This window comes from Sphingomonas chungangi (assembly GCF_013778325.1).
GTDB classification, from domain to species: domain Bacteria; phylum Pseudomonadota; class Alphaproteobacteria; order Sphingomonadales; family Sphingomonadaceae; genus Solisphingomonas; species Solisphingomonas chungangi.
Genome location: NZ_JACEIB010000002.1, coordinates 170,698 through 177,169, shown reverse-complemented (window position 1 = coordinate 177,169; position 6,472 = coordinate 170,698). Strand labels below are relative to the sequence as shown.

General features: G+C 67.6%; 9 protein-coding genes. 2 read left to right on the top strand and 7 right to left on the bottom strand.

The annotated features are described in order from the left end of the window. The 6 genes from HZF05_RS04270 to HZF05_RS04245 form a co-directional block, all read right to left on the bottom strand. Nucleotides 1-164 (bottom strand): sugar phosphate nucleotidyltransferase (locus tag HZF05_RS04270; protein ID WP_246331533.1); only part of this gene is annotated, 164 nt, incomplete at its 3' end. 337 nt (nt 165-501) lie between these two features. Next, nucleotides 502-1,104, bottom strand: coding sequence for a 50S ribosomal protein L9 (rplI, locus tag HZF05_RS04265; protein WP_160366433.1), 603 nt, complete (start codon nt 1,102-1,104; stop codon nt 502-504). An 11-nt stretch (nt 1,105-1,115) separates the two neighbouring features. Further along, on the bottom strand, nt 1,116-1,340 hold the full coding sequence (gene rpsR, locus HZF05_RS04260) for a 30S ribosomal protein S18 (RefSeq protein ID WP_019833151.1): 225 nt from the start codon (nt 1,338-1,340) through the stop codon (nt 1,116-1,118). Nucleotides 1,341-1,369: 29 nt separating this feature from the next. Beyond that, nucleotides 1,370-1,807 (bottom strand): 30S ribosomal protein S6, encoded by a 438-nt coding sequence (rpsF, locus tag HZF05_RS04255; protein ID WP_160366432.1) that lies wholly within the window; start codon nt 1,805-1,807, stop codon nt 1,370-1,372. A gap of 161 nt (nt 1,808-1,968) precedes the next feature. Then, nucleotides 1,969-2,571 carry a cell wall hydrolase gene (locus HZF05_RS04250; RefSeq protein WP_160366431.1) on the bottom strand — a complete coding sequence of 201 codons (603 nt, stop codon included), beginning with the start codon at nt 2,569-2,571 and terminating at the stop codon, nt 1,969-1,971. Nucleotides 2,572-2,663: 92 nt separating this feature from the next. Further along, nucleotides 2,664-3,440, bottom strand: a complete 777-nt coding sequence (locus HZF05_RS04245; RefSeq protein ID WP_160366430.1) for an acid phosphatase — start codon at nt 3,438-3,440, stop codon at nt 2,664-2,666. A gap of 75 nt (nt 3,441-3,515) precedes the next feature. Here HZF05_RS04245 and fabD point away from each other — a divergent pair, with 75 nt between their 5' ends. Continuing rightward, the gene (gene fabD / locus HZF05_RS04240) at nt 3,516-4,451 is read left to right on the top strand and encodes an ACP S-malonyltransferase (protein ID WP_160366429.1); all 936 of its coding nucleotides are present in this window, start codon (nt 3,516-3,518) and stop codon (nt 4,449-4,451) included. A gap of 14 nt (nt 4,452-4,465) precedes the next feature. Beyond that, nucleotides 4,466-5,206, top strand: coding sequence for a 3-oxoacyl-[acyl-carrier-protein] reductase (gene fabG / locus HZF05_RS04235; protein WP_160366428.1), 741 nt, complete (start codon nt 4,466-4,468; stop codon nt 5,204-5,206). Here fabG and HZF05_RS04230 read toward each other — a convergent pair. Further along, nucleotides 5,203-6,423: a glycosyltransferase family 87 protein gene (locus tag HZF05_RS04230; protein ID WP_160366427.1), complete on the bottom strand. Its 1,221-nt coding sequence runs from the start codon at nt 6,421-6,423 to the stop codon at nt 5,203-5,205. The two genes, fabG and HZF05_RS04230, sit on opposite strands and share 4 nt — an antisense overlap. Nucleotides 6,424-6,472 lie beyond the last annotated feature (49 nt).

Below are 6,472 nucleotides of genomic sequence, written 5' to 3'. Positions count from 1 at the left end.
GCGAAGCGATCGCCCGCCGTGCGCCGCGCCGTCATCTGCAGCATCGTCTCCGCGTGCGTGAGCGACAGCAGCTGCTTGGGCCGCCCGGTGCGGGACAGCGGCCACAGCCGCGTCCCCGATCCGCCAGATAAAATGACCGGCGTGATCCGGCGGCGTTCCGTCATATCGCGACCCTTCGATTCGGCCCGCGCACGATTGCACATTCGCATGCGCACAAGTGAACATTTTTCACTGCGGAATATCAGCGACGACGTTGTCGGAGATGCGCCATGCCGGTTTTGCTGCAACGCGGCATTCTGAATGCGCCGAGGAGCCTGCAACGCCCGCCGGGGTGACGGCATCGTCGACGTCGCGCTGGCGGTGAAGGACGTTGCGAACGAAGGCCTGCCGGCCCGAGAATCAGCCACTTTGCGAAGGCCGCCACGAGATTGGCGATCCAAAAAAAAGCCGCCCGCGATCGCTCACGGGCGGCTCTTTCAGCCTAGCTTATGAAAAACGCGATCAGGCCTCGGCCTGCTCGCCCTCCTGCTCGGCGGCTGGAACCTCGGCGGTGGCGCCCGGCTCGGCGTTGGGATCGTAATCCTCGGTGAAGCCGGCCTCGTCACGCTCGAACATCTCGGCCATGACATCGACGCCCTGCGCCTGCAGGTCCGCCTCTTCCGGCGAGCGGGCGACGTTGACCTTCACGGTCACGCTGACCTCGGGGTGAAGGGTCACCTTCACCTCGTGCAGGCCGATCGCCTTGATCGGCTTGTTCAGCACGATCTGCGACTTGTTCACGTGCGCGCCGTCGGCGTGCAGCAGCTCGGCGAGATCGCGGGCCGAAACCGAACCATAAAGCTGGCCGGTGTTCGAGGCCTGGCGGATCAGGGTCACCGACTTGCCGTCGATGTCCTTCGATTCCGTCATGGCCTGCTCGCGCTTCTTGGCGTTCTCGGCCTCGAGATGGGCGCGGTTCGCTTCGAAGACCTTGCGGTTCGCGGCGTTCGAACGGAGCGCCTTCTTGTTCGGCAGCAGGAAGTTACGGGCATAGCCGTTCTTCACGGTGACGATGTCGCCGATGGCGCCGAGCTTCTCGACGCGCTCCAGCAGAATCACTTCCATGGGGCGACTCCTTACTTGACGACGTAGGGGAGCAGGCCGAGGTGGCGCGCGCGCTTGATCTCGCGGGCCAGCTCACGCTGCTTCTTGGCGGACACCGCGGTGATGCGGCTGGGGACGATCTTGCCGCGCTCGGACACGAAGCCCTGCAGCAGACGGACGTCCTTGTAATCGATCCGGGGAGCGTCCTTCGCGGAGAAGGGGCAGCTCTTGCGGCGGCGGAAGAATGGGCGAGCCATTTCTATATGTTCCTATCTCTCTGGAGGGCTCAGGCGGCGTCGCGCGGCGCTTCGTCGCGGTCGCGACGAGGGCCACGGTCACCACGGTCACCACGATCGCCGCCACGGCCGCCGCGATCACCACCACGGTCGCCGCGGTCGCGCTCGTTGCGGCGCATCATCGCCGACGGGCCGGCCTCATGCTCGTCCACGCGGACGGTCATGTAGCGGATGATGTCCTCGTTGATCGCCAGCTGGCGCTCGAGTTCCTGGATCGTCGCGGCCGGGCCGTCGATCTCGAGCATCACGTAGTGCGCCTTGCGGTTCTTCGCGATGCGATAGGCGAGGCTGCGCAGGCCCCAGGTCTCGGTCTTGACGATCTTGCCGCCGAGTCCCTCGACGATCTGGGTGGCGTTCTCCGCCAGCGCGTCGACCTGCGCCTGGGCGAGATCCTGACGTGCGAGAAACACATGCTCGTACAGAGCCATGTGGCCGTCCTTCCAATGTTGGCCGATCGCTGGCGGCCACCCCGTGTGGACGCCCCTCCGGCTTTCGTTCAATGGTGAACGGGGCACGCGAGCGGTGCTCGGCGCCTCGAACCGGCGGGCCTATGGGCGAAATGCGCGCGGAAAGCAAGCCCGCGAAGGGCTCAGCGGTAGAAGATGTGCCTTCCGATCGTGGCGACGCGCATAACCCGGCCCGACCAGTCGGGCGAGACCGCGACGGTGTGGTAGAACGTCGCCGAGCCGACCGAAGACTTGAAAAGCCCGGCGAGCGCGTCATGCGCGACGCGGGCGGCGGTTTCCCAGGCATGCTCGTCCTTGCGGGCGCGGGTCGAACCGTCGCAGACGAAGCTGAACTGGCAGGTGCCGCGCACCCGCTGGTTGACCACGCCGCACACGCTCGGCGCGAAGGTCGCCCGGTTGACGCGGTTCATGACGACGGCGGCGACGGCGCGCTGGCCCTCGACCGGTTCCGACCGCGCCTCGTAATAGACGGCGGCGGTGAGGCAATCGAGATCGCTGCCGGGCTGCGCGGCGGCGGCCCTGGGTGTCGCGGGCTTGGGTGCCGCCTGGCTGGAAAGGCGAGGCATGGGCGCGCCGGGCGTCCATGAAACGGTGATGTCGTTGGGAAGACCAACCGGTGAATAGGCGAGCATCAGCCGGGGTGGGCCAACGTCTGCAATCGCAGGGCGGCCGATCAGCGCGCAAAAAGCGATCGCGATCAGGCCGGACAGGATCCGCCCGCTCATGATGGTTTTCCCGGTAGCCTTTGAAGAACGCCTACCTACCCGACGGCCGTCACCCCTCGGTTAACGGCCGATATACCACTTTGGTCGAACTATCAGAGGACGCGCTGGGCGATCAACGCCCCTTCCTTCGCGCAGCCGTCCGGTTTCGGGACAGTTGGATCGGCGAGCAAGCCGCGCAGCTCGGCGCGGGCCGCCGCTGCATCGGCCTGATAGGCGGGCGTGGTCCGCACCACCGCCATGGTCGCGCCGGCGGAGAGCTTGCCCGCCTCCACCGCGCTCATATTGTGCGCACCGCAGATGAAGCGGCTGTCGCCATAGGCCCGGCCGCGCGCCTGGATCATGGTGGCGCGTTCGGGCAGCAGGTCGGTCAACACTTCGGCCCACGTCCAGCCGAGCGTGGTGTGACCCGACGGATAATCGTAGCTGTCGCCGAGATCGGACTTGGGCTGGCAAATCTCGCCCTGGTCGATCTTGTAGGGGCGCAGGCGCTTGTAGAAGTTTTTCGCCGTATTGGTCTGGCTCTCGGTGTCGATCAGCGCACGATCGACAAGCGCCTTGGTCTTGGGAGCGTCCTGCGGCGTCAGCGCGACGCCGACGGCGCAGGAAAAGTCCTTCATCAGTGCGGGCTGCTCGTAAACGGCGTCGCTCGTCGCCAGCTGGTAGCGCGGAGAACCGATCATCCTGCGGGTCTGCTTGAAGATGGTGCGGTCCGCCTTGTAGCGCGGGTCGCCCTTCACCGGGGCAGGAGGCAGCACCTGCAGCAGATCGAACGCGCCGGGCGCCAGATAGCCCTGCGGCTTCTCGGCGCCGAGGATGGTGGCGAAGCTCGCGGCGGCAAGGACGATGGTCGCGAGGAGACGGGTGCGCATGAGCGTAAGCCCTGCCACGGCTTGCGCTTCATCGTCCAGCTTTCTATCGCGCCCCCTTCATCCAAGGAGAGGAATATGCGCGCCTTCATCTTTCCCGGCCAGGGCAGCCAGGCCGTCGGCATGGGGCAGGCGCTTGGCCTCGCCAGCGGATCGGCGCGCGAGGTGTTCCAGGAGGTCGACGAGGCGCTCGGCCAGCATCTCTTCCAGCTGATGACGGACGGACCCGCCGACGAGTTGATGCTGACCGAGAATGCCCAGCCCGCGATCATGGCCAACGCCATCGCGACGCTGCGCGTTCTGGAGAAGGAGGGCGGCGTCCGCCTCGCCGACAAGGCCGAGTTCGTCGCGGGCCACTCGCTTGGCGAATATACGGCGCTGTGCGCGGCCGAGGCGCTGGGCCTCGCCGAGACCGCCAAGCTGCTGCGCATCCGTGGGCAGGCGATGCAGGCGGCGGTGCCGGTGGGCGAGGGCGCGATGGCGGCCCTGCTCGGCCTCGATTTCGCCGCGGCCAAGCAGATCGCTGCCGACGCCGCCGAGAACGACGTGTGCGAGGCCGCCAACGACAATGCGCCGGGGCAGGTGGTGATCTCCGGTTCCAAGGCGGCCGTCGAGCGCGCGGTGGAGCTCGCCAAGGTGCGCGGCGGCAAGCGCGCGATGCTGCTACCGGTTTCCGCGCCGTTCCACTGCTCGCTGATGGAGCCGGCGGCCCGCGCCATGGAAAAGGCGCTGGCCGGTGCCGACCTGCGCGCGCCGCTGGTGCCGGTCTATGCCAACGTCACCGCCGCGCCGGTCGCCGATCCGGCGAGCATCCGCACGCTTCTGGTCGAGCAGGTGACGGGCACGGTGCGCTGGCGCGAGAGCGTCGAGGCGATGTTCGCCGCCGGCGTGACGGAATTCGTCGAGTTCGGCGGCAAGGTACTCGGCCCGATGATCAAGCGCATCGCGCCCGACGCCACCGCGACCTCGGTGATCTCGATGGACGATATCGAAGCGCTGGCGAAGACGCTCTGAGAGAGGACGGGACTATGTTCGATCTGACGGGAATGACCGCGCTGGTGACCGGCGCATCCGGCGGCCTCGGTTCGGCGACCGCCAAGGCGCTGGCGGCACAGGGCGCCAAGGTGGCGCTGTCCGGCACGCGCGAGGCGGTGCTGGTAGAGGTGGCCTCGGGCCTGCCCAACGATCCGGTGACGCTCACCTGCAATCTGTCGGACAGCGCCGAGGTCGACGGGTTGATCCCGCGCGCCGTCGAGGCGCTGGGCGGCAAGCTCGATATCCTCGTCAACAATGCCGGCATCACCCGCGACAATCTCGTCATGCGGATGAAGGACGAGGAGTGGGATCAGGTGATCTCGGTCAACCTCGAGGCCGCCTTCCGCCTGATCCGGGCGGCCGCCAAACCGATGATGAAGGCGCGCTTCGGGCGGATCATCTCGATCACGTCGGTGGTGGGCGTGACGGGCAATCCGGGGCAGGCCAATTACGCCGCCTCCAAGGCCGGGCTGATCGGCATGTCGAAAAGCCTCGCGCAGGAACTGGCGAGCCGCAACATCACGGTGAACTGCGTGGCGCCCGGCTTCATCCGCTCGGCGATGACCGATGCGCTGAACGACGCACAGAAGGCTGCGATCCTGACGAAGATCCCGGCCGGCGATCTCGGTGAGGGCGGCGATATCGGCGCAGCCGTGGCCTATCTGGCGAGCCGAGAGGCGGGGTACGTCACGGGGCAGACGCTGCACGTCAACGGCGGCATGGCGATGATCTAGATGTGTACTGGGCGGTTTCGTGGGAGCCGCTCGCGCAGGTCGAATGCCCACGCCCGCCGCAGCGTGATCGTGAACACCGCGACCAGCGCGATCCAGTCCACCGGCACCAGCGTCAGCGACGCAATCTGGCGGCCGAAGAGCGGCGTGAGGTAGGCGATGGCGAGGATGCCCTTCTCGTGCTCCAGCCAGCCGCGCTCGCGCGCATCGGCGACGAGGAAACAGAGCGCGCCGCCGAGTATCACCAGATCATAATCCATCGCGTAGGGCGTCGAGAGCAAAGCCGCGCAGCAGACCGCAGCGCCCCGCAACGCCGGTTTCGCCCAGCGGGCGGCGATCGCCGCGCCGATGATGGCAAACGCCGTCGAGACGGCCTGGAAGCCGTAGGCGAGCGGGATCGGTGCGCCCAGCGCCCGCGCCGTCGCGAAGCTGGTGACGATCTTCTCCCAGCCGGTCTCGCCCGTCTCGATCACCCGGGCGCGGGTGAGGTCCAGCGAATCGTGGAAGGCCTGCCACACGGGCCAGCCCCAGACGGCGAGGGTCAACGCCACCAGTCCGAGCGAGGAGATCGCGGCGCCCGGGAAGGCGCGCCGGTTGCCCGCCGCGATCAGCACGACCGGTAGCAACGCCGCGAATTGCGGCTTGTAGACGAGGCAGCCGAGCAGCAGCCCCGCTGCCCAAGGTCGGCGATCGAGCAATGCCAACCCGCCCGCCAGCAGGCTCGCGGTCAGGAAGGCGTTCTGGCCGTGGCCGATGCAGACGAAGCTCGCCGGCGCCGCCAGCACCGCCAGCGTCGTGCCAGGGCCAGGCACGATCCTGCGCGCCACCATCACGGCGCCCGCCAGCGTCGTGCCGAGCCAGATCGTCAGGGCGACGAGATAGGGCAGCGTCGCCAGCACGCTCGCGAGCAGCAGGAAGGGCGGCGGATAATGCCAGCCGTAGAAGGGCACCGCCTGCGAATGATGCAGCGCCTGCTGGACCTTGTAATGCTCCGGCCACACCCAGGCGGCGGCGGCGCGACCATGATCGGCCATCCAGCCGGCGGCATAGACGTCCGAGAAATCGGTGCCGATCGGGCGGCCCCAGGCGTCTATTGTGCCATGAGCGGTGAGCAACAGGAAGCCATAGGGCAGAATTGTCGCGAGCAGGAGTAGCAGGATGCAGACCAGCCGCACGCGCCGCGCGTCCACCCAGTCGCCGCTTTTCCACGCTTCGCCCATCGGGCACGCCCTAGCATCGCTCCGGCTGCGAAAGTCCTAACGCTGTCGG